The sequence below is a fragment of the Micromonospora sp. NPDC018662 genome (assembly GCF_044391475.1).
Taxonomy (GTDB): Bacteria; Actinomycetota; Actinomycetes; order Mycobacteriales; family Micromonosporaceae; genus Micromonospora.
Window position 1 is genome coordinate 138178 of record NZ_JBISAC010000008.1, and the last position, 17906, is coordinate 156083.

Here is a 17906-nt window from a genome sequence, read left to right on the forward strand (position 1 = left end):
TGCTCGCTGTTATCCTCGCGTTGCCCATCGTGCTGACGCGGCGGCGTACGTCGCCGGGTCGGTGGTGGCCGGTGATCGATCGGCGGGTTACGATCCGGCGCGGTGACGGGGCGGTAGCTCAGCGGGTTAGAGCAGGGGACTCATAATCCCTCGGTCGCGGGTTCGAACCCCGCCCGCCCCACCACGCCGAACGCCCGAGTCAATCGCGCTGATCGCGCCCGGCCCACGACGTGTCGGGCCGGGCGCGTCGCGCGAGCTATGCCACGAAGCGGGAGCGGCGCCGGCGCCCGATCACGTAGCCGACGCCACCGAGGACCAGGAGCACGCCGCCGATGCCGGCGACGGTGGCGGTGTCGGAACCGGTCACCGGCAGCCCGCCACCCTCGCCGCCCTCGCCACCGGGAGCGCCCGGGCTGACGGAGGGGGCAGCGGTCGGCACGACCGTCGTCGAGGCGCTGGGCGTGACGCTCGCCGTCGGCGTGGGCTGAACCGTCGGGGTTGCCGTCGCCGTCGGCGTCGGCTGAGCCGCGCAGTCGAGCGCACGGGCGTCGTACAGGCCGGTGTTCAGGTAGGCCAGGAGGACGTCGGTGGACCCGTCGTCGAGTGCCTTCTGCGCCGCGGCCCGCACGTTGGGGCCGGCGCCGGTCATGGTCTGGCCCGTCTTGACCCGCAGGTCCGTCTGCCAGCGGTCCTGCACGCCCGACTTGAGGAACGCGCGCAGATCGTCCGCAGTGCCGTTCAGCCGCTTCTCGAGGTCATCGGGTAGAACGTGCAACGATTCGGCTTGCGCCTCGGCCAGGAGCCGGTAGGCCAACAACCGCACCTCGGCATTGTTGGCGGTGTCCAGGTCGATGGTGATGAGCTCGCGGAAGTCCTTGTAGACCTTGCGCTCGACCGTCTGGCAGGCCGGGTCCAAGCCGGGCACCTGAGCCTGAGCCGCCGCTGGCGCCGCCGGAATCAGAAAAGCCAGCGCTATCACGACACCGGCCGACAACTTCCATCGCATGTGGATGGTCCTCCCCGTAGCAGGCAAAAACATGGAGATGCTACCGGCAGCGGGCGGACCGCACTGCCCCGCTCGAAGTCTCCATTTGCCCGTGGGCCCTGTGCTGGCGGCCCGCCCGGTAACGTCGTCGACCATGCAACGGTTGGCGCTCTTCGATCTCGACAACACGCTCGTGGATCGCTCGGAGGCATTCCGGCGCTGGGCGGTCGAGTTCTGCGCCGACCACGAACTGCCGGACGACGCGCGGGAATGGCTGATCGACACGGATCAGGACGGGTCCGTCTCCCGTGACTGGTTCTTCGGCGAAGTGACCGAGCACTTCGGACTAACCGCCCCGGCTGGCGAGACCTGGCGGCAGTACCGACGCCGGATGCCCGAGTTGGTGAGCTGTCCCCAGGAGGTGTTGGAGGCGCTGACGCTGCTGCGCGAGGACGGCTGGACGGTCGCGATCGTGACCAACGGCCAGGCCGACAACCAGTTGGGGAAGATCCGGCGTACCGGGCTGGACCGGTGCGTCGATGCCTGGGCGGTCTCCGGCGAACTGGGCATCCGGAAACCGGCACGCGAGATCTTCGAGGCGGCAGCCCGTGGGTGCGGTCGCGATCTGCGGGGCGGCGGCTGGGCGATCGGGGACAGCCCGCTCCTCGATGTCGAGGGTGGCCGCGCGGCAGGGCTCGCCACCCTGTGGATCAGCAGCGGAAAGGACTGGCCGACGACGCTCGCACCGCCCGACCGCGCCGTCACCGACGTCGTTGCTGCTGTCCGCCTCCTGCGGGGGACAGACGTCAGCGGTCAGCCGGACGGGAGCGCTCAGGCTCGGCACGTCGTCCCGGATCCTCCGCCGGCGGCAGTGGCACCATGCGTTCCTCGTACACCTGGATCTCGGCCCGGAAACGATGCGCGGCCGGATGCCAGATCTCCTCGAACGGCCCCATGACGTTGTCGCCGACACCCCGGCGACGGACCCGTGCCGCCAGCCATGCGAGAGACCCCAGGATGGCCGCCAGGACACCGACGACCAGCGCGATCGCCAGCAGCTCAGCCATCGACCCACCCTAGCCCCGCTCCTCGGTGCCAGGGCTGCGCAGCCAGGGGCGGATGCCGCATGCTGTCCGCCATGGCGATCTTCGACCCGAAGGCGGACCTGCTCGACTACCTGCGCGGGGCGCGCAGCGTGATGGTGTGGAAACTCGACGGGCTGAGCGAGTACGACGTCCGCCGCCCGCTGACGCCCACCGGCACGAACCTGCTGGGCCTGGTCAAGCACCTGGCCCGAGGCGAGTTCGGCTACTTCGGCGAGACCTTCGGTCGGCCGGGTGACGCCGTGCCGCGGTGGCCCGAGGGCGAGGAGACGTGGGAGGCGTGGGCCCTGCCGACGGAGTCGCGGGAGTCCGTCATCGAGCTGTACCGGCGGTCCTGGGCACACGCGGACGCGACGATCGAGGCGTTGCCGCTGGACGCGGTCGGTCGGGTGCCGTGGTGGGGCGACGGCGGCGAGGTGACGCTGCACCACGTCCTGGTGCACATGACCGCCGAGACGCAGCGCCATGCCGGTCACGCCGACATCGTCCGCGAGTTGATCGACGGCGCGGTCGGTCTGCTCCCCACCATGACGAACGTGCCGGCCCTGGACCCGGCGGCCATGGCTGAGCATCGGGACATGGTGGAGCGAAACGCGCGGGAGGCCGCCGGGCGCTGAGGTCTGCTCGGGCCAGCCGCCATCTCGTCCCTGACCGTGGCGACCGGGACCAGTCGTATGCGGCAGCAGGTCATCTCCGGCTACGTCCAGCGGCATCGAGCGACTTGCCCAGCCGGTACCGCAACGCGCGCACCTGACCGATCGACAACGCCACCTGGGCGCCTCCTGTGTCGTCGGTCGCGCTCAGCACCACCACTGGTTCCGCAGCGGCATGACCGGCCTGCACCAGCGCCACGGTGACTAGGTACGCCTCCGGCCGGCTGGTGTTGATCTCTGACGACCGTGACCGGTGCTCTCCCCGCTGGGCGCAGTCGCGCCGGTCGCACCACCGGGGATGCCGGTCGTCTGCCCCCAACATGCCGGTGGGAAAAAGGTGAACGTGTCCGCATATCCGCGCCACGCCGGGCGGCAGGTCCCATGACATGGACGCGGTCAAGCCGGCCGCCGTGATGGCGCGCGCCGCCGCCTCCGAGTGGGTGCGACAGACGTAGGCGACGCCGTCCAGCGACTCGGTGAGGAGGTCACTGTAGATCTCGATTCGACCAACCGCCGATGCTCCACAATCGGCAAGCCTGAACGGTAGGTCGCGCATGGGGCATACCTCCGATGCGATCAAGGCCACGACCAGCGTCCCGACGCGAGCCGAGGGCGACTCTCCAAAGCCAAGCCGACTCTACGGGATTTAGGCCCAGTTATGCCATAACTCATTTGGCCTAACTTATGCCCCGCAGCAGTTGGCCCAAAGGGGTGCCGGCGAAGATGGCCTAGTGGATCTCGATGGGGCCATGCGTGCACTGCGGGACGCCGAAGAGGCGCTACCCGGTGCGGACGAGCGTGCCGCGCAGGCCGCCCGGCAGATCAAGGCCGAGGCGCGCGCCCGGGTTGAGGCGGCCCGCGTCGAGCTGCATCGCGTCATGGTGGCGGAGTACCGGGCCGGTGCCCGCCAGGTAGATCTCATTCGCCGCACCGGCTACAGCCGCGAGCGGGTCCGGCAGATCCTGCGGGCCGCCGGCATCGAGGGGGACTGACTCAGGGGTGCAAGGGCGTGCGGCGGGGGGTCACCCTCCGGTGCGCGATCCGCCACCCGGCAACCTCGCGGCGGACGACGTCCTCGTACACGACGCTGCCGACCGACCCGTCGGCGTGGACGCCGATTCCCTTCGACACCGCTCGGACCGTGCCGTCCGCGTCCTCGGTCACGTGGACGTTGGTGACGTGGTGCCCGACCGGATTCCGGCTCCCCAGAGCGAGGGCCGCGCTCCTGATCGCCTCGTGGCCGTACAACTCGCCGAATCCGAAGGCCGCCACGTCGTAGACCACGTCCACAGCGAACAGCTCGTCCATCCGGTCGAGTTCGCCGGCGTCCATGAGATGCCCGTGCAGGGCCAGCAACTCGTGGATCGCCAGCCTGTCCGCCACCGACAACGTCATCGTTCGGCCCTCTCGTCGCGCAATCTCTTGATGTTATCAAGAGTTGACGTTACAAAGAGATCGTGACTGACGAGACGTCCGAGGATGCCTTCTTCCGGGAGCTGGGCGGCGCCTGCACCGAGCTGCGGCAGGCGTTCGCCCGACACGTGGGCATGAGACCGCAGCGCGTGCAGATGCTGGTCCGGCTGCGACGGGCGGGGGAGACCAGCCACCGCGACCTGCGCCGAGTGTTGGGCATCGACGGCGCGAGCGTCACCCGGCTGGTCAAGGAGTTCGAGGCCGAAGGGCTGGTCGGCCGCCGTCTCGACCCGGCGGACAACCGCTACACCCTGGCCGCGCTGACCCCCACCGGCGTACGCGTCGCCGACGACCTGGTGCGGGCCCACCAGGCGTACCAGGAGCGGCTGCTCGACGGCGTCACCGCACGCGACCGGCAGACCGTGCGGCGCGTCCTGCAACGCGTCCGCGCCAACGCGACCGAACCGGACGGCCGGTGACCGACGACGGGCGCGCCGTGGCCCGGCGCATGTACGCGGCGTTCAACAATCGTGACTTCGACGCCGTGCCAGGGATTTTCGCGACGGACTTCCGCAGTCATCCGCTGGGGACCATCGGGCCGGAGCCCGTGGCGCAGGCCTGGCGGCGATTCCACGAGGCGGTCCCCGACGTTCGGGTCGTCGTCGAGGACATGGTCGTCGAGGGCGACCGGGTCGCGGTCCGCACCAGCGTGCACGGCGTGCCCGGGCAGCCGCCGTCGACCATGCTGGAGTTCCTCCGGGTACGCGACGGACGCATCGCCGAACTCTGGGGCCTGTCGGCCCTCACCCGCGAACGCTGACCAGCCTCGTCGAGACGGGACCCGGCCGGCTCGGGCGTCACGCCTCCCGGACGCTCGCGGTGGCCCGACGGTGGCGGGGCGTCTCGATCTCGTCGAGCAGCGCGATCGCGAAGTCCGGGTAGCTGATCCGGCTGGCCGGGTCGCCGTGCTCGGCGAACTCGTAGCGGCCGGTGCGGACGCCGTCGTGGTCGAAGTCGCCGGCCGGCGCCACGTAGGACCAGTCGAGGTCGCAGTGTCGCAGCTCGGCGAGGCCCGCCGCGTGGCCGAGGAAGAACGAGCGGTACTCGTTCGGGTAGCCGGGCTCGTCCATCAGGGGAGCGCCGGACGGCCCGGGCAGGACCGGTGCGAGGCCGACCACCACCAGGCGGCGTACGCCCGCCTCGGTGAGCCCGGCGGCGAGGGCGCGGGACGCCGCGGGGAAGAACTCGTGCGGAGGCACGGTCAGGTCCGCCGCCGCGCTGACCGCCGCGTCCTGCCCGGCGGCCGCCCGGGCCACGCTCGCCGGGTCGGTGACGTCACCGGCCACCACCCGCGCGTCGATCGGGTCGCGGAGGCCGGCGGGGTCGCGTACCACCGCCGTGACCTGGTGGCCGCGCCGCCGCGCCTCGGCCACGGCCCGGCGTCCGGCGCGACCGCCGGCGCCGAAGACCACGATGTCCATGAGGAACGCCTCTCACCAGGGCCGGAGCCCGTGTGCCCGGCCGGTGCGCTGACGTTATCGACGGGCGTGGTTACCTCGGGGATACCAGCTATCGTGAGCCGCATGAGGCCACCGTTGCCCGCCGACATGTTCGACGAGCTGTGCCCGTCCTCGCTCAACCCGATCCGGTTCGGTGACAAGTGGGCGGCGCTCATCATCCGCTGCCTCGACGGCGGCCCCCGGCGCTTCTCCGAGCTGCGGGTGCCGCTGCGGCGCGTCACGCCGAAGGTGCTCACCCAGTCGTTGCGCGCCCTCGAACGCGACGGCCTGGTCAGGCGCACCGTCCACGCCGGACGCGCCGCGCACGTCGAGTACGAGCTGACGCCGGTGGGCCGCAGCATGCTCGAACCGATCGCGGTGGCGTGCGCCTGGACCGAGCGGCACTGGGACGCGCTGCTCGACGCCCGTGAGTCCTACGACAACGCCACCCGGCACCACCGGTGAGCCGGCCTACCGCGTTCCGGGCAGCGCCGCGGTCACGTCCAGTTCGACCAACTGCCCGGTGAAGCCCAGTTGGGCCACCCCGAGCAGGGTGCTGGCGGTAGTGAACGCGGCGGCGAGGGGCGAGGCCAGGAACCGACGCCACACCTGCGCGAGGACGGCCTGGTCGGCGCTGACGACGTAGATGACGGTCCGTACGACGTGCTCCGGGCCGGCGTCGACCGACCGGAGAGCGGCCAGCGCGTTCGCCGCGACCCGGTCGACCTGGGCATCGACGTCGCCGGGGCCGACCAGGGACCCCTGCGCGTCCAGCGGGCACTGGCCGGCCAGGTAGGCGATGCGTCCGGCGGGAGCGATCGTGACATGGTGGTACCCGGGGGTCGAGTGCACACCCTCGGGATTGGCGCGAGTGATGGTCATGGCGTGCAGCATTCCGGATCCCCGGTTCGCCCGCACCGGGGAATCCAGCACGCTCCTCGGGGACGGTGGGGAGGACGGCGAGGTCGATCACCGGCGTTGCGCCCACGGCATGGTGACGGACGACCGGGTCGCGTAAAGTCACCACTCGTGAACACCGGACCGGCCCGACGCCATGCACGGATTGGTGATCCGGTGGAGGTCTGACCGCCCCGCGGGTGCGCCCCGGGCGCCCGCCAGGTCGGGCCCGCGGACCTCCCCACCGCTCGCGCACCGATGGTTCCCATTCGTGTCGAGCACCGCGAGGTCAACCGCATGACCGTTTCGTTCAACCACACCATCGTCGCCGCCCGGGACCGCCACGCGTCGGCCCGGTTCTTCCGGGAGCTGCTGGAGCTGCCCGAGGCGCCGTCCTGGGGTCCGTTCACCAATGTGCAGCTTCCCGACGGCGTGCTGATCCAGTTCGCCGAGCCGCCGGTGGAGATCCAGATGCAGCACTACGCGTTCCTGATCGACGACGACCTGTTCGATCGGGCGTACCAGCGGCTGTGCGACCAGGGCGTCGAACACTGGGCCGATCCGCAGATGCGTCGCCCCGGTGAGATCAACAACGAGCACGGCGGCCGGGGTGTCTACTTCAAGGACCCCGGGGGCCACGCCATCGAGCTGATCACCCGCCCGTACCTATAGTCGGGACGGTGTGCCGGCCGGGCGCCGAAACCGGCGTCCGGCCGGCACGTCAGGCACCTCGGGGCGGCGGGTGCCGGTGCACGTAGTCGCGGGCGCGGGGGATCGGGTCCCGCCAGTATTCGTGCGGCATCCGGTGGTGGTGCGCCGAGCAGAAGTCGGCCAGGTCGTCGGTGAGCGCGATGCGTTCCAGCGGCCGGCTCTCGACGTCACGGTTGGCCGCGAGCAGATCTGGCTCCGGGTTCCACCCCGAGTGGTCGAACGCCCAGCCCGCCCAGGTCGCGTACACGTGGCAGACCTGCCGGTCGCCGACGAAACGCAACCCGGCCAGCCGGATCACCCGGTCCGGGTGGGCGTCCCGGCACACCCAGGCCAGGATGTGACACGCGCCGGCCGCGAAGAACGCCTGGTCCGTGCGCTGCCAAGCGATGCGCTGGTCCGACCGCTCGAGGGCGGTCCGCCGGAAGACCCCGGCCGCCACGGCTGCCACCCCCGAACGGTAACCGACGTGGGCGGCGCGGCGCCCGGCCCTGTGGGACGCTGGCGGGGTGGCTCGACAGTCGACGGCATGGTCCCGGATGTCCACCCGGCAGCGTGGCGTGGTCGGGCTCGCGCTCGGCCTGGCCGTCGGCGGCGTCGTACTGGCGCTGGCGGTCGATCCGGCGCTCGGGGCGATGATCATCTCGGCCGCGTCGCTGGTCGCCATCTTCACCGTGGTGTTCACCCCGCCGGCCTGAGACGGCGTCCACGTCGTCAGCGAGTCGATTCGACGTACGCGGCCAGGTTGGCCAGCGAGGACGCGATGCCCTCCTCGTGCACCGCCTGGTCGATGCCGGGTGGCACGCCGGTCGCGGTGACGGTCACCTCGGTCGCGTCGCCGGCCGCGGCCAGGTGCCAGGTCATCGTCATGACGCCGGCGTACGCCGGGTCGTCGGCCTGGAACACCGCCGTCTGCACCATCAGCTCCGGCCGGACCAGGTCGGCGAACCCGACGTCGACGACGTCCGTCGCGTCCGACGTCTTGCCCGGGCTGCCGGTGGGGTCGAGGTAGGTGAGCGCCATCCGGAAGCCGCCACCGGGGCGGGGATCCCACCGCTCGATCCGCCCGCGCATGCCGTCCGGCGGCAGCCACGCCTCCAGCGCGTCCCGGTGCAGAAGCGCGTCGTAGACCGTCGCCGGCGCCGCGGCTATCGTCCTGCTCGCCCGATCGATCCTGCTCACCACTCGATTCTAGGAGCCGGTCGAGTGGAGGATGGGCGGGTGAGGTTTCCACTTTCGACACCGCCCGCCATCCCCGCCGGCACCCTCGCGGCCGGTCCGCAGCCGACGCTCACCGCCGCCGACGACCTCGTCCTGCGGCCCTGGCAGGCGTCCGACGCCTCGACGTTCCTGGCCGCGTACCAGGATCCGGAGATCCGGCGCTGGCACACCCGCCGTCCCGACTCCGAGGAGCAGGTGCGCGAGTGGTTCGCGTTCTACCACCAGGCGTGGCGGCAGGAGACGGCGGCGAGCTGGGCGATGACGTACGGCGGCGGTGAGCCGCTGGGGCGCATGGTGCTGGGCGCGATGGACCTCGGGGACGGGGTGGCGGTGTGCGCGTACTGGGTGGTGCCAGCCGCTCGCGGCGCGGGCGTGGCCTCCCGGTCGTTGCGGGCGGTGAGTGACTGGGCGCTCGGCGCGGGTTTCCACCGTCTCGAACTCGACCACTCGACCCGCAACCACGCCTCCTGCCGGGTCGCCGTCAAGGCCGGCTTCCATCCCGAGGGCACCAGACGCAACGCCGCCGTCCACCCGGACGGACGGCACGACATGCACCTGCACGCCCGCGTCCGCGACGACGCATGACGCCCGCGTGCGTGGGTCGTACCCGACGCGGCCATGCTGCCGAAGGCGCCCGGTTGTGGCAGCGCCCCGCCTTGCGGTCGATCAGATCTTGAGGATGTCAACATCGTATTGGGCGATCGAGCCGTCGCGCGAAGCCAACGTCATGTGCTCGGTGACCGCTTGGGCCACCAACATGCGGTCGAAGGGGTCGCGGTGATGTGGTGGCAGCCGTCCGGCGCAGATCGCGTGGGCATGGGTCACAGGCAGCTCCTGGAAACCCATGTCCCGGATCCGTTCGGCGAGGTCAGGCGGTCCGGCGAGCTTGCCCAAGCCCTGCTTGACGGTGATCTCCCACAGGCTGACCGGGGACAGGAAGACGTCGGGGTCGTGGCGTAACCGGTCGAGGAATTCGGTGTCGAGCGTCGGCTCCCCAGCGATGGCCCAGAGTGCGACGTGGGTGTCCAGCAGGAGGCTCATGCCCCGACGCCGAAATCAGCCGCGATCTCGGCGTTGGTTTGCGGCGAGTCCCAATCGTCGGTGAGGTCGATCTGCCCCGCGAGAGACCCGATAGCGGTGCGGTTGGTCCGTCGGATCAAGGGCACGACCTTGGCAACTGGCGTCCCCGCCCGGTCGATGAAGATCTCCTCGCCGCGTTCTACCCGCTCGATGATCCGCGAGAGGTGGGTCTTGGCGTCATGCATGTTGTAGTGAACCTCGGCAGACATAACCACCCTTTCGGTTAGCTAGGAGCTTAGTCCAGCTGGACGGCGGCTGCCACGGGCACGCCGCGCTCGGCTGGTCGCGTGGATGAGAGAGTGGCGGCGTGGGCCGGTACGCGCGGGCCGCCGAGCTGCTCGGCACGTCCGACTCGCTGCGCGGCTGGCCGGACCGGTCCAACCCGGACGCGCAGCGGCTCGCCGAGCGGCTGCGGGCCGAGCTGGGCGACGACGGGTACGCCGCCGCGTACGCCCGGGGGCGCGGCCTGAGCCGGGCCGACGCCCTCGCGTTCGTGGGCGGCGACCCGGCTCGGTGAGACGGCCGCCGCCCCGGCGTTCGCGGGGCGGCGACCCGGCTCGGTGCGGCCGGTCAGGCGCGGCGGCGGTAGGCCCGCACGGCCAGTGGCGCGCAGACCGCGATGATCGCCACGGTCCAGATCGGCGACCGGGTCACCGGCCCGGCGACCGGCCCGGGCGTCGCGGCCGCTCAGGTCGAGCAGCCGGCCGATCAGCACCAGGTTCTGGGTGCCGGTCAGGTCCTCGTCGACCGAGGCGTACTGCCCGGTCAGGCCGATCAGCCGGCGTACCTTCCCGGCGTCGGCGACCACGTCGTGGCCACCGACCGTGGCCCGGCCCTCGTCCGGGCGTAGCAGGGTGGCGAGGATCCGCACCGCGGTGGTCTTGCCGGCGCCGTTCGGCCCCAGCACGCCCAGCACGGTCCCCCGTCGTGCGGCGAGGTCGATCCCGGCCAGCGCGGTCGTCGAACCGAACCGCTTGACCAGGCCCTCCGCCTCGAATGCGTAACTCATGGCGCCGACCATGGCCGGTGCCGCTGGCAGCGCCCGCACCCCGCGCTGGCACCGGCACGCACCGGGGGAGGACCCCGAAGCCCGAGACGGTGTACGACGCGCGACGTGTGGATCAGCGACTGGCGCTGACGGGCCCGGCCCCGGGGCCGGTGAGCAGGGCGCCGTGCTCGGCCCAGAGCCAGCGCAGATAGTCGCGCAGCCGGTCCGGCGTGGCGATCCAGCCCTGGTCGGGATAGTGGAGCAGGCGCCCGACCTCGCCGGCCACCAGGTCGTAGCCGGACGCCCCGGTCTCCGGGACCGGGGCATCCGGGGCGACCGCCACCGGGAGCGGGACCATCGGGACCCGCAGACCGGCCTCGTCGCAGGCCCGCAGCACCGTGAGATAGGCCCGGACCAGGTGGTACGGGGAGACGACGAGCGCCATGCTGCCAATGCCCAGGGCGCCGACCCGATCGGCGATCCAGGCGGCCTGCCGGCCGGTGTCGGTGGCCGGCTCGGCCTGGAGCACGACGCCGTCGACCCGGCGCAGGCCGAGACTCCGCAGCCGGTCCAGCGTGAGCGGCCGGTAGGTCCGCTCGGCCCGGTTGGTGCTCGCCACCAGCAGGTGGCGCAGCGCCGGGCCGGCCTCCCAGGCGCGGATCGCGTCGGTGAGCCGCCAGTCCTCGCCCTGCCCGGTGGGGACGACCAGCGCGTCCACCCGCTCGGCGGCGCGACCGGGGAGGGTGAGGACCATCGTGACCGCCTCCAGCACCGCCAGGAACCGGCCGGGCGGTACGTCCGCGAACGCCTCCGCCGGCACGATCCGCGGCAGCGCGCCGTACGGGCGGGACACACTCGTCATGGAAGTGATCTTGCCACCGCTGGCTCGACGGTGTCTTCCGTCCGCCCGTGTCGGACGCCCGGGTGGCGCCGGGCGCTCGCCTAGGATGGCGGCATGAGCGCTGAGGCCGTCGGCATGCACATGCCCGCCGTCGTGACGCTCGACGACGTGGCGACGATGAACGCGACCGACCCGAACGGTCACCGCTACGAGACCAGCCCCGAGTGGGTCCTGTCGGTCATGCCGCCGCCTGACTCGGAGCACGCGATCATCGCGAGCCGCCTCTTCGCCTGGCTGATCATGGCCGGCTGGCCCGCCGAGCAGGTGCTCCAGGCGGTCGGCGTACGCGTTCCCGGGCCCAACGGCGACGGTGGCCGGATCCCCGACCTCACCGTGTGGCGGAAGCCGCCGGCGCGGGGCGTCTGGTCGGCGGTGGTCGACCTCGCTCTCGTGGTCGAGATCGTCTCACCCGGCACCGAGGCGATGGACTCCGTCACCAAGGTCCGGGAGTACGCCTCGGCCGAAATCCCGCGCTACTGGGTGGTCGAGCGGGACGGCGCGCAGACCGTCACGCTCCATGAGCTGACCGGCGACGGTCGGTACGCCGAACACGCGCGGATGCCGCTGGCCTGGCTGTTGCAGACCGCACCCGCCGACCACCTCGACCGGTAGGGCGACCGAGGGGCGGTGGCGCCGATGCTGGCCGCACTGCGCGCCGGCTCCCGCGACCACCATGCTGCGGTGGAGCGCCGGCTGGCCCTGCCCGATCGGATCCGTACCCGGCCCGAGGTTTCAGGGATTGTCCAGGCGTTCGGCGTACGCGTCGCGCAGCGCCGTCCACTCGAACTCCTTCGCCTCCGCGCCCCGGATCGGGCCGACCGGTTCGCCGTCGAGCAGGTGGCCGGCGACGTCCAGGCAGAGGTGCCAGCCGGCGGCCACCATCGGGGCCAGGTCGGGCTGGTCGATCCGGTGCCGCAACGTGAGCCTGGTGCCGGCGCCGGCCGGGGCCAGCTCCCAGCGGAGCAGGGCGCTGCCCCAGGTGTACTCCAGCACGCTCGGGCGGTCCGCCCGCAGGATCGTGGCCGGTGTCGGGTGCGCCTGGTCGCCGTCGACCGTGCGGAGCGTGGTGTCGCCCGGGCTGCCCAGGTCGCGGTCGGCCAGGAACGGGGCCCACTCGGCGAGTTGCGCCGGGTCGGTCAGCGCGGTCCACACCCGCTCGGGCGGGTGTCGCAGGTCCCGGACGAGGACCAGGTCCCACCGGTCGTCGACCGGAACCCGGTCCACGTCGGCGAGCGGGCCGGGGCGGAAGCTGTCACGCGGCATCGTCACTCCTGACGGTCGAGATGGCGTTCCAGGGCGTCGAGGCGCTCGGTCCACATCAGCCGGTACGGCCCGAGCCAGTCGTCCACGGCCCGTAACGGCGCGGTGTCGACCCGGTAGATCCGCCGTTGGGCGGCGGTCCGGCAGGTGACCAGGCCGGCCTCGCGGAGCACCCGGAGGTGTTTGGAGACGGTCGGCTGGCTCATGCCCAGCGCGTCCACCAGCTCGCCGACGCTGCTCTCCGCCCGGCGCAGCCGGTCGAGGATGTGGCGGCGGGCGGGCTCGGCCAGCACGGCGAAGGTGTCCACGGGCACCCACCCAATATGCCACACCGGTTATATGCCGGCAAAGGCATGGAGGCTGTCCCTATGCTCGGGGCATGGAACTGCGGATCTTCACCGAACCCCAGCAGGGGGCCAGCTACGACCAGTTGCTCGCCGTGGCGCGCCGCGCGGAGGAGACGGGCTTCGCCGCGTTCTTCCGCTCCGACCACTACCTGAAGATGGGCTCGGTGAGCGGCGACCCCGGCCCGACCGACGCGTGGACCACACTCGCCGGCCTCGCCCGGGACACCACCAGGATCCGGCTCGGCACGCTGATGAGCGCCGCCACGTTCCGACTGCCCGGCCCGCTCGCCATCACCGTGGCGCAGGTCGACCAGATGAGCGGCGGCCGGGTCGAGCTGGGCATCGGCACCGGCTGGTACGCCGAGGAGCACGCCGCGTACGGCATCCCGTTCCCGCCGCTGGGCGAGCGGTTCGCCCGGCTGGAGGAGCAGCTCGCGGTCATCACCGGGCTCTGGTCCACCCCGGCCGGGTCCACGTTCGACTTCCCCGGCACGTACTACCCGGTCACCGACTCACCGGCGCTGCCCAAGCCGGTGCAGCGGCCACGCCCGCCGATCCTGCTCGGCGGCATGGGCCCGAAGCGCACGCCCCGCCTGGCCGCCCGCTACGCCGACGAGTTCAACCTGCCGTTCGCCTCGGTCGACGACACGACGGCCCAGTTCCGGCGGGTGCGGGACGCCTGCGCCGAGATCGACCGGGACCCGGCCACGATGACCTGGTCCAACGCGCTGGTGCTCTGCTGCGGCCGGGACGACGCCGAGGTGGCCCGGCGGGCCGAGGCGATCGGCCGGGAACCCGCCGAACTGCGCGCGAACGGCGCCGCCGGCACGCCCGCCGAGGTGGTCGACACGCTCGGCCGGTACGCCGAGGCGGGCAGCGGCCGGGTCTACCTCCAGGTGCTCGACCTGGCCGACCTGGACCACCTGGAACTGGTCGCCGCCGAGGTGATGCCGCAGCTCTGAGCGCGCGCCCCAGCGCGGCTCGGCCCGGGCCTGGCCGGTGCCGGCAGCTTCGGGGCTGCCCCGCCGGGTTCCGGAACAGAAGGCGTCGGTCAAAGGCGGTATACCGCAGAGTCATAAATATGACCAGGAGGTATATCGGCTTCCCGCAAAGTGCCGTCACCGGCCACCACGGAGGGTGACGGGCGGAGCGGGGCCGGAGGAAGCGGCGCGATCCGCACCGGCAGCCAGGCCGGGCGGCCCCGAGTCGGTCGGCGGCGAGCGGCGGTCGGTGGCAGCGTCCAGGCCGGCGGCGGTCAGCCCGCCGTCGCGCGCCGGATCGTGTCGAGCCGGCCGTCGCGGTCGCTGTCCAGGTACGTCAGGTCCGGGACGCCGTCGCCGTCCAGGTCGACCTGCACCACGTCGGCCACGCCGTCGCCGTCCAGGTCGGTCACCACCTCGACGGAACCGTCCAGGTGCCGGGTCACGATCGACCGGCCCGGCCCCTCGCGGGGCGGCGGCCCCGGCCGGGGCACCGGGTCCGGCTCGGGTTCCGGCGTCGGCGCCGGCACCGGCGCGGTCAGGTCGGGGCCGACGCCGGTGGGATCGATCTCCTCCTCCGACGGGTACACGTCGCCGCGGAGGCTCGGGTCGCGGTAGCTGCTCATCCGTACCGGATTCCCGCTGCGACCCCGGAGCAACCCTGCCCGCGCCGGATGGCGGATGATGCAGCGCATGACCGACACCAACTGGGCCGGCAACGTCCGCTGGTCGGCTCGGGAACGGCACCGGCCGGCCTCCCTCGACGAGCTGCGCCGGCTGGTCGCCGGCGCGGACCGGGTGCGGGCCGTCGGCACCGGCCACTCGTTCAACCGGCTCGGCGACACCAGCGGCATCCAGCTCGCGCTCGGCGGGTTGCCACCCACCGTCGCGCTCGACCCCGACCGCGGCACCGTCACGGTCGCCGCCGGCCTGCGCTACGGCGACCTGGCCACCGCGCTGCACACCCAGGGGTACGCGTTGGCGAACCTCGCCTCGCTGCCGCACATCTCGGTGGCCGGCTCGGTCGCCACCGCCACCCACGGCTCCGGCGTCGCCAACCGCAACCTGGCCGCCGCCGTCGCCGTCCTGGAACTGGTCACCGCCGACGGCGACCTGCTCACCGTCGACCGGACCGATCCCCGCTTCGCCGGGCTGGTGGTCAACCTCGGCGCGCTGGGCGTGGTCACCCGGCTCACGCTCGACGTCGTCCCCACGTTCACGGTGCGGCAGTACGTCCGGCTCGGCCTGCCCCGGGCCGCGCTCGACGAGGCGCTCGACGCCGCGTACAGCGTCAGCGTGTTCACCGGCTGGCGGTCGGCGCGCTTCGACCAGGTGTGGATCAAGCAGCGGGCCGACCAGGCGCCGCCGCCGGCCGATTGGCTGGACACCGTCGCCGCCGAGACGCCGCAGCACCCGGTGCCGGGCATGTCACCGGAGCATTGCACCGCCCAGTTCGGCGAGCCCGGGCCGTGGCACGAGCGACTGCCGCACTTCCGGCTCGGCTTCACCCCGAGCAGCGGCGACGAGTTGCAGTCCGAGTGGCACGTGGCCCGCGCCGACGCCGCGGCGGCGCTCGCCGCGCTCGACCCGGTCGCCGAGCGGATCGCCGCCGTGCTCCAGGTCTGCGAGCTGCGTACGGTGGCCGCCGACGAGCTGTGGCTCAGCCCGAACCACCGGCGCGACACGCTGGCGCTGCACTTCACCTGGATCGGCGACCCGACGGCGGTGGCGCCGGTGCTGGCCGAGGTGGAGCAACGGCTCGCCCCGTTCGCGCCGCGCCCGCACTGGGGCAAGCTGTTCGACCGCGACCCGGCCGCCGCGTACCCCCGGCACGCCGACTTCGCGGCGCTGCTGCGCGAGTTCGACCCGACCGGGAAGTTCCGCACCGCGGAGCTGGACCGCTACTTCCCCCGCGACTGAGCTCAGCGGCCGGCGGACGTCTGCTGACGCAGGCTGCCGCGCTGCACCGCGCGGCTGATGTCGCTGGGCGAGACGATCCCGACCAACTGGTCGTCGATCACCACCAGCGCCCGGCCGTCGGTGCACTCGTTGAGCCGGGGGAGCAGGTCGGTGAGCTGTTCCTCCGGGCGGGCGAGCACCAACTCGTCGGCCCGGCAGGACACCTCGGCCAGCGTGGTGGACGGGCGGCGGTCCGGTGCGATGCCGCGTACCCGATCGAGCGTGACCAGGCCGACCGGCCGGCCGTCGGCGGTCAGCGGCAGCGCCGAGTGCCGGTACGCGAACAGGTAGTGGTCGACGAAGTCGGCCACGGTCAGGTCGCCGGACGCGGTCTGCGGCTGCGGCGTCATGACGTCGCCGACCCGGATGCCGCGCAGCGCGTCGCCCATTCGCGCCTGGCGCTCCTCCTGGCCGGCCGCGCCGATCAGGAACCAGCCGATCAGCGCCAGCCAGAGCCCACCGAACCCGGCGCCGCTGAGGAACCGCCACAGCCCGAGGCCGATCAGCACGATGCCCAGCACCCGGCCGGCGCCGGCGGCCACCACCGAGGCCCGGGTCCGGTCGCCGGTCGCCTTCCACACCGCCGCCCGCAGCAACCGGCCACCGTCCAGCGGTGCGGCCGGCAGCACGTTGAAGAGCGCCAGCAGCACGTTGATGCCGGCCAGCCAGGACAGCGCGCCGAGCAGCAGGCCGTGCCCGCCGGCCACCGCGACGGCCACCGCGATCGCGCCGAACACCACGCCGATGATCAGGCTGACCAGCGGCCCGACGCCGGCGATCCGCAGCTCGGCGCCGGGGTCCTTCGCCTCGCCCTTCAGCTCGGCGACGCCGCCGAAGAGCCAGAGCGTGATGCCCTCGACCTCGATGCCGTTGCGCTTGGCCACCACCGCGTGCGACACCTCGTGGGCGAGCAGCCCGAGGAAGAAGACCACCGCGGCGGCCAGGCCGGCGGCGACGTAGGCCACCGGCGAGTGGCCCGGGTACGAGCGCGGGAACAGGCTGGCCGACAACGTCCAGGCGATCAGCACGAAGATGACCAGGACACTCCAGTTGACGCCGACGGGTACGCCCGCGACCCGGCCGAGCCGGAAACTCGCCCTCATCGCTCCGTCATACCCGCCCCACTCACGCCCACACCAGTCCCGAACGGCCCAGCGCGCCGCGCTCGCCACGAAGCAGGCACCCACGATGCTGGGAGCATGACGCGGCGGATCACGATCAGCCTGCCCGACGACGTTGCCGATGACGTCGAGCGCTCAGCCGGCAGGATGTCTGGCTTCATCGCGGACGCCCTGCGACGGAAGATGCGGGCGGACGGGCTACGGGCCCGGTGGGCCGAGCGCGGTTACCTGGTGACCGACGAGGACTGCAGGCGCGCCTCGCGAGATCAGCCAGAGCTTTACGGAGAGCCTTGCCTGGGATGACTATGCGTCGAAGGGCTCGTGCCAGGAGGGTGGGCACCGGCAGGTGCCTAGCTCCGATGACAGACCGCCTCCAGGTTGATGCCGTGCGGATCTAGCACGAAGGCGCCGTAGTAGTCGTCGTGGTATTCGGGGTGCATCGCGGGCACCAGCAGTGAGGTGGCGCCGGCGTCGAGCGCGGCACGGTAGAACGTGGTGACGTCGTCGCGGGTGTCGACGGTGAAGGCCAGGTGCATGTTCGTGCCGACCGTGCCGCCGTCGATCAGCCAGAAGTACGGCTTCACCCCGGCCAGCCCGAAGCCGGTCATGGCCGTCGGCTGGTTCGGGGTCGCGTTCGGCGGGATCTCCAGCATCTTGCTGATGCCGATGCTGGCCAGCACGGGCTCGTAGAAGGCCACGGCGGTGGCGAGGTCGGGCACGGCGACGTTGAGGTGGTCGATCCTGGACCCGGAGCGATCAAGATTCATGGCCTGAGCCTGCCCGGGGTGGCG

General features: G+C 72.4%; 29 protein-coding genes and 1 tRNA gene. 14 read left to right on the forward strand and 16 right to left on the reverse strand.

Going from position 1 to position 17906, the window contains the following annotated elements; genetic code table 11:
* Window positions 1-107: 107 nt before the first annotated feature.
* Window positions 108-184: transfer RNA gene (locus ACH495_RS22545), tRNA-Ile, on the forward strand.
* A 72-nt stretch (window positions 185-256) separates the two neighbouring features.
* On the opposite strand, the gene ACH495_RS22550 is transcribed toward ACH495_RS22545, so the two are convergent.
* Complete coding sequence (locus ACH495_RS22550; RefSeq protein WP_396859678.1) at window positions 257-1006, reverse strand: ALF repeat-containing protein; 750 nt, start codon at window positions 1004-1006, stop codon at window positions 257-259.
* Between the two features lie 133 nt (window positions 1007-1139).
* Between ACH495_RS22550 and ACH495_RS22555 the strand changes: the two genes are divergently transcribed.
* Both ACH495_RS22555 and ACH495_RS22560 read left to right on the forward strand, forming a co-directional pair.
* The gene (locus ACH495_RS22555) at window positions 1140-1943 is read left to right on the forward strand and encodes an HAD family hydrolase (protein WP_396859679.1); all 804 of its coding nucleotides are present in this window, start codon (window positions 1140-1142) and stop codon (window positions 1941-1943) included.
* A gap of 180 nt (window positions 1944-2123) precedes the next feature.
* The gene (locus tag ACH495_RS22560; RefSeq protein ID WP_396859680.1) at window positions 2124-2705 is read left to right on the forward strand and encodes a DinB family protein; all 582 of its coding nucleotides are present in this window, start codon (window positions 2124-2126) and stop codon (window positions 2703-2705) included.
* A 70-nt stretch (window positions 2706-2775) separates the two neighbouring features.
* Here ACH495_RS22560 and ACH495_RS22565 read toward each other — a convergent pair whose 3' ends face one another.
* On the reverse strand, window positions 2776-3297 hold the full coding sequence (locus ACH495_RS22565) for a hypothetical protein (RefSeq protein ID WP_396859681.1): 522 nt from the start codon (window positions 3295-3297) through the stop codon (window positions 2776-2778).
* A 193-nt stretch (window positions 3298-3490) separates the two neighbouring features.
* Between ACH495_RS22565 and ACH495_RS22570 the strand changes: the two genes are divergently transcribed.
* Complete coding sequence (locus ACH495_RS22570; RefSeq protein ID WP_396859682.1) at window positions 3491-3733, forward strand: hypothetical protein; 243 nt, start codon at window positions 3491-3493, stop codon at window positions 3731-3733.
* A gap of 1 nt (window position 3734) precedes the next feature.
* On the opposite strand, the gene ACH495_RS22575 is transcribed toward ACH495_RS22570, so the two are convergent.
* The gene (locus tag ACH495_RS22575; RefSeq protein ID WP_396859683.1) at window positions 3735-4136 is read right to left on the reverse strand and encodes a nuclear transport factor 2 family protein; all 402 of its coding nucleotides are present in this window, start codon (window positions 4134-4136) and stop codon (window positions 3735-3737) included.
* 62 nt (window positions 4137-4198) lie between these two features.
* Here ACH495_RS22575 and ACH495_RS22580 point away from each other — a divergent pair, with 62 nt between their 5' ends.
* Together ACH495_RS22580 and ACH495_RS22585 are read left to right on the forward strand one after the other, a co-directional pair.
* Window positions 4199-4633 carry a MarR family winged helix-turn-helix transcriptional regulator gene (locus ACH495_RS22580; RefSeq protein ID WP_396859684.1) on the forward strand — a complete coding sequence of 145 codons (435 nt, stop codon included), beginning with the start codon at window positions 4199-4201 and terminating at the stop codon, window positions 4631-4633.
* Window positions 4630-4974: an ester cyclase gene (locus ACH495_RS22585; RefSeq protein WP_396859685.1), complete on the forward strand. Its 345-nt coding sequence runs from the start codon at window positions 4630-4632 to the stop codon at window positions 4972-4974. Before ACH495_RS22580 ends, ACH495_RS22585 begins: the two co-directional genes overlap by 4 nt.
* A 37-nt stretch (window positions 4975-5011) precedes the next feature.
* On the opposite strand, the gene ACH495_RS22590 is transcribed toward ACH495_RS22585, so the two are convergent.
* Window positions 5012-5635 carry an NAD(P)-dependent oxidoreductase gene (locus ACH495_RS22590; RefSeq protein WP_396859686.1) on the reverse strand — a complete coding sequence of 208 codons (624 nt, stop codon included), beginning with the start codon at window positions 5633-5635 and terminating at the stop codon, window positions 5012-5014.
* 102 nt (window positions 5636-5737) lie between these two features.
* Between ACH495_RS22590 and ACH495_RS22595 the strand changes: the two genes are divergently transcribed.
* Window positions 5738-6118 carry a winged helix-turn-helix transcriptional regulator gene (locus ACH495_RS22595; protein WP_396859687.1) on the forward strand — a complete coding sequence of 127 codons (381 nt, stop codon included), beginning with the start codon at window positions 5738-5740 and terminating at the stop codon, window positions 6116-6118.
* A 6-nt stretch (window positions 6119-6124) separates the two neighbouring features.
* Here ACH495_RS22595 and ACH495_RS22600 read toward each other — a convergent pair whose 3' ends face one another.
* Window positions 6125-6535: a RidA family protein gene (locus ACH495_RS22600; RefSeq protein WP_396859688.1), complete on the reverse strand. Its 411-nt coding sequence runs from the start codon at window positions 6533-6535 to the stop codon at window positions 6125-6127.
* A gap of 312 nt (window positions 6536-6847) precedes the next feature.
* On the opposite strand from ACH495_RS22600, the gene ACH495_RS22605 reads away from it, so the two are divergent.
* Window positions 6848-7222 (forward strand): VOC family protein, encoded by a 375-nt coding sequence (locus ACH495_RS22605; protein ID WP_396859689.1) that lies wholly within the window; start codon window positions 6848-6850, stop codon window positions 7220-7222.
* A 49-nt stretch (window positions 7223-7271) separates the two neighbouring features.
* On the opposite strand, the gene ACH495_RS22610 is transcribed toward ACH495_RS22605, so the two are convergent.
* Window positions 7272-7709 carry a hypothetical protein gene (locus ACH495_RS22610; RefSeq protein WP_396859690.1) on the reverse strand — a complete coding sequence of 146 codons (438 nt, stop codon included), beginning with the start codon at window positions 7707-7709 and terminating at the stop codon, window positions 7272-7274.
* Between the two features lie 58 nt (window positions 7710-7767).
* On the opposite strand from ACH495_RS22610, the gene ACH495_RS22615 reads away from it, so the two are divergent.
* Window positions 7768-7956 carry a hypothetical protein gene (locus tag ACH495_RS22615; protein ID WP_396859691.1) on the forward strand — a complete coding sequence of 63 codons (189 nt, stop codon included), beginning with the start codon at window positions 7768-7770 and terminating at the stop codon, window positions 7954-7956.
* 16 nt (window positions 7957-7972) lie between these two features.
* Here the strand turns inward: ACH495_RS22615 and ACH495_RS22620 are convergent, their stop codons facing one another.
* A complete protein-coding gene (locus ACH495_RS22620) occupies window positions 7973-8440 on the reverse strand; it encodes an SRPBCC family protein (RefSeq protein WP_396859692.1) in 468 nt (155 codons plus the stop codon).
* Window positions 8441-8479: 39 nt separating this feature from the next.
* Between ACH495_RS22620 and ACH495_RS22625 the strand changes: the two genes are divergently transcribed.
* A complete protein-coding gene (locus ACH495_RS22625; RefSeq protein WP_396859693.1) occupies window positions 8480-9064 on the forward strand; it encodes a GNAT family N-acetyltransferase in 585 nt (194 codons plus the stop codon).
* An 81-nt stretch (window positions 9065-9145) separates the two neighbouring features.
* Here the strand turns inward: ACH495_RS22625 and ACH495_RS22630 are convergent, their stop codons facing one another.
* The 4 genes from ACH495_RS22630 to ACH495_RS22645 form a co-directional block, all read right to left on the reverse strand.
* Window positions 9146-9520 (reverse strand): type II toxin-antitoxin system VapC family toxin, encoded by a 375-nt coding sequence (locus ACH495_RS22630; RefSeq protein ID WP_396859694.1) that lies wholly within the window; start codon window positions 9518-9520, stop codon window positions 9146-9148.
* A complete protein-coding gene (locus ACH495_RS22635) occupies window positions 9517-9768 on the reverse strand; it encodes a type II toxin-antitoxin system Phd/YefM family antitoxin (RefSeq protein ID WP_396859695.1) in 252 nt (83 codons plus the stop codon). Before ACH495_RS22635 ends, ACH495_RS22630 begins: the two co-directional genes overlap by 4 nt.
* Window positions 9769-9794: 26 nt before the next feature.
* Window positions 9795-10568, reverse strand: a complete 774-nt coding sequence (locus ACH495_RS22640) for an ATP-binding cassette domain-containing protein (RefSeq protein WP_396859696.1) — start codon at window positions 10566-10568, stop codon at window positions 9795-9797.
* A 112-nt stretch (window positions 10569-10680) separates the two neighbouring features.
* On the reverse strand, window positions 10681-11409 hold the full coding sequence (locus tag ACH495_RS22645; protein WP_396859697.1) for an ElyC/SanA/YdcF family protein: 729 nt from the start codon (window positions 11407-11409) through the stop codon (window positions 10681-10683).
* Window positions 11410-11502: 93 nt separating this feature from the next.
* Here ACH495_RS22645 and ACH495_RS22650 point away from each other — a divergent pair, with 93 nt between their 5' ends.
* Window positions 11503-12060 carry a Uma2 family endonuclease gene (locus ACH495_RS22650; RefSeq protein ID WP_396859698.1) on the forward strand — a complete coding sequence of 186 codons (558 nt, stop codon included), beginning with the start codon at window positions 11503-11505 and terminating at the stop codon, window positions 12058-12060.
* 120 nt (window positions 12061-12180) lie between these two features.
* Here the strand turns inward: ACH495_RS22650 and ACH495_RS22655 are convergent, their stop codons facing one another.
* The gene (locus ACH495_RS22655; protein ID WP_396859699.1) at window positions 12181-12711 is read right to left on the reverse strand and encodes an SRPBCC family protein; all 531 of its coding nucleotides are present in this window, start codon (window positions 12709-12711) and stop codon (window positions 12181-12183) included.
* Between the two features lie 2 nt (window positions 12712-12713).
* Window positions 12714-13022 (reverse strand): ArsR/SmtB family transcription factor, encoded by a 309-nt coding sequence (locus tag ACH495_RS22660; RefSeq protein WP_396859700.1) that lies wholly within the window; start codon window positions 13020-13022, stop codon window positions 12714-12716.
* 65 nt (window positions 13023-13087) lie between these two features.
* On the opposite strand from ACH495_RS22660, the gene ACH495_RS22665 reads away from it, so the two are divergent.
* The gene (locus ACH495_RS22665; protein ID WP_396859701.1) at window positions 13088-14017 is read left to right on the forward strand and encodes an LLM class F420-dependent oxidoreductase; all 930 of its coding nucleotides are present in this window, start codon (window positions 13088-13090) and stop codon (window positions 14015-14017) included.
* Between the two features lie 293 nt (window positions 14018-14310).
* Here the strand turns inward: ACH495_RS22665 and ACH495_RS22670 are convergent, their stop codons facing one another.
* Window positions 14311-14661: a hypothetical protein gene (locus ACH495_RS22670; RefSeq protein WP_396859702.1), complete on the reverse strand. Its 351-nt coding sequence runs from the start codon at window positions 14659-14661 to the stop codon at window positions 14311-14313.
* A gap of 67 nt (window positions 14662-14728) precedes the next feature.
* On the opposite strand from ACH495_RS22670, the gene ACH495_RS22675 reads away from it, so the two are divergent.
* A complete protein-coding gene (locus ACH495_RS22675; RefSeq protein ID WP_396859703.1) occupies window positions 14729-15955 on the forward strand; it encodes an FAD-binding protein in 1227 nt (408 codons plus the stop codon).
* Window positions 15956-15957: 2 nt separating this feature from the next.
* Here ACH495_RS22675 and ACH495_RS22680 read toward each other — a convergent pair whose 3' ends face one another.
* Window positions 15958-17097 (reverse strand): site-2 protease family protein, encoded by a 1140-nt coding sequence (locus ACH495_RS22680; RefSeq protein ID WP_396859704.1) that lies wholly within the window; start codon window positions 17095-17097, stop codon window positions 15958-15960.
* Between the two features lie 96 nt (window positions 17098-17193).
* Here ACH495_RS22680 and ACH495_RS22685 point away from each other — a divergent pair, with 96 nt between their 5' ends.
* A complete protein-coding gene (locus ACH495_RS22685) occupies window positions 17194-17418 on the forward strand; it encodes a hypothetical protein (RefSeq protein ID WP_396859705.1) in 225 nt (74 codons plus the stop codon).
* A gap of 47 nt (window positions 17419-17465) precedes the next feature.
* Here ACH495_RS22685 and ACH495_RS22690 read toward each other — a convergent pair whose 3' ends face one another.
* Window positions 17466-17882: a VOC family protein gene (locus tag ACH495_RS22690; RefSeq protein ID WP_396859706.1), complete on the reverse strand. Its 417-nt coding sequence runs from the start codon at window positions 17880-17882 to the stop codon at window positions 17466-17468.
* Between the last annotated feature and the right edge of the window lie 24 nt (window positions 17883-17906).